This is a genomic window from Corynebacterium sp. (assembly GCF_012837295.1).
Classification (GTDB): domain Bacteria; phylum Actinomycetota; class Actinomycetes; order Mycobacteriales; family Mycobacteriaceae; genus Corynebacterium.
Window position 1 is genome coordinate 1 of the sequence record NZ_DURI01000045.1, and the last position, 1,552, is coordinate 1,552.

Here is a 1,552-nt window from a genome sequence, read left to right on the forward strand (position 1 = left end):
CCGCCACGGCCGCACGGCCCGGCGCGCCGGCGCGGAGCTTCGCCGCCGCCGACCGCACGACCTCGGGGTCGCGCTGCATCGGCGAGGACTCGAGGGTCTCCAGCGACAGCAGCATCGCCGACATCTCCTCCTGCGTCAGATGCAGGGGCTCGGCCAGCAGCTCCACGGCCGGAATGACGACGGCCGAAATGCCGGAGCGCTTGACCTCGAACGCCGCCTTGCCGGGCACCCCCGGCAGTTCGAGCTGGGCGAGGAACTTCAGCGCCTCGTTGATCTGCCCGTAGTCGATGCCCAGATCCGCCGACGCCTCGGTCAGCTGCCGCTGCTCGGCGAAGTACGGCACCAGCGCCAGGGTCCGCGTCCACGACAGTTCGGGCGCCTTCTTCGGTTCGCTCATCGCCGCTCCTCCCCCTCGTTTCCGGCGTCGGCCGCCACGATCTCCCGCAGCCGCGCCACGATCGCCTCGCGCACCTCGGCGGGCTCCTCCACGATGAGGTCCCCGGCGTGCTCCAGCCCGATGTCCATCAGTTCCGTGGTGGTCAACGGCCCGATCTCGTACCGCCCATCTCCCAGTTCCCGGGCGCGGGCCAGGACATCGGCGCAGGATTCGGGCGCCGAACCGTCGTCAAGCTTCACGACGGCCCGAAGCGGCGCGGACCCTCGATTCAGTGCACGTTCCGCGATGGCCTGGACGTCGCCGTCCGGGAAGGGCTGCGTCGCATCGATGTCCGTGACCGTTACGTCCGTCATCCGGGCCATGCGGAACACGCGGATCGCGTCACGGTCGACGTCGTGGCCCACCACGTACAGGCGGCCCTTGAGGTTGACCATCTGCCACGGCTCGATGGACCGCTGGACCTCCTCGCCGAAGACCTGCGGGGCGTAGAAGAAGTTGATGCGCTTGCGCGGCGGCTGCGTAGCGCGGTTGAGGTCCGCGAACTGGTCGCGGTCGAGCGTGATGCGGTCGCCGAAGATGATGGTGCCGCGGCCGTCGACCAGATCCGAGCGCTCCGCCACCGACGCAAGCTTGGCCCACGCGCCGCGGGTCAGCTCGCCCAGGGAATCGTCGCTGAACGCCACCTGCGAAGCCATCGCGAGCACCTGGGACTCCTCGTCGGTGAAGGCGAGATCGTCGGCGCGCCAGGCGGAATCGGACAGGCGCAGGACGTCGTTGTCGTCCCACGTCACCGTGATGCCGGCCGTCGCCAGCTCGGGAACGTCGTCGCGCAGGTACCGGTCCGCGGAATCGGCGGCCACGGTGTTGTAGCCGCGGACCGTGCGCAGGATCCACTCCTTGCGCAGGCCCTCGGGGTTGTCCGCCAGGGCGACGATGAGGCTGATCAGGCGCGTGCGGACCGCCGAGAAGCGATCGGTCATTCCTGCGCTCCCTCCGCCGACTGTGGCCCGTTCGTTTCCGGAGCCCCCAGCGACTCCAGGTGCGCGACCAACGCATCGACCTCCGCGTCGGCGGTGGCGAAGGGATCGTCGACGACGACCATCTGCGGGTCCTCGCCGGAGACCTTCAGGTGCGTCCAATCCACCACCGTCGCGG

1 protein-coding gene and 1 pseudogene are annotated in these 1,552 nt (G+C 69.9%); both read right to left on the bottom strand.

What is annotated here, in order from left to right; all coding sequences use genetic code 11:
• A pseudogene (locus GX015_RS01515) lies at positions 1-397 on the bottom strand (hypothetical protein); the annotation flags it as partial.
• Positions 394-1,377, bottom strand: coding sequence for a WYL domain-containing protein (locus GX015_RS01520; protein WP_291342259.1), 984 nt, complete (start codon positions 1,375-1,377; stop codon positions 394-396). The gene GX015_RS01520 and the pseudogene GX015_RS01515, both read right to left, overlap by 4 nt.
• Positions 1,378-1,552: the final 175 nt, after the last annotated feature.

What these genes read in the sequence shown, in the direction of transcription:
- GX015_RS01520 (WP_291342259.1), bottom strand. Translation starts at nt 1,377, where the DNA reads ATGACCGATCGCTTCTCGGCGGTCCGCACGCGCCTGATCAGCCTCATC.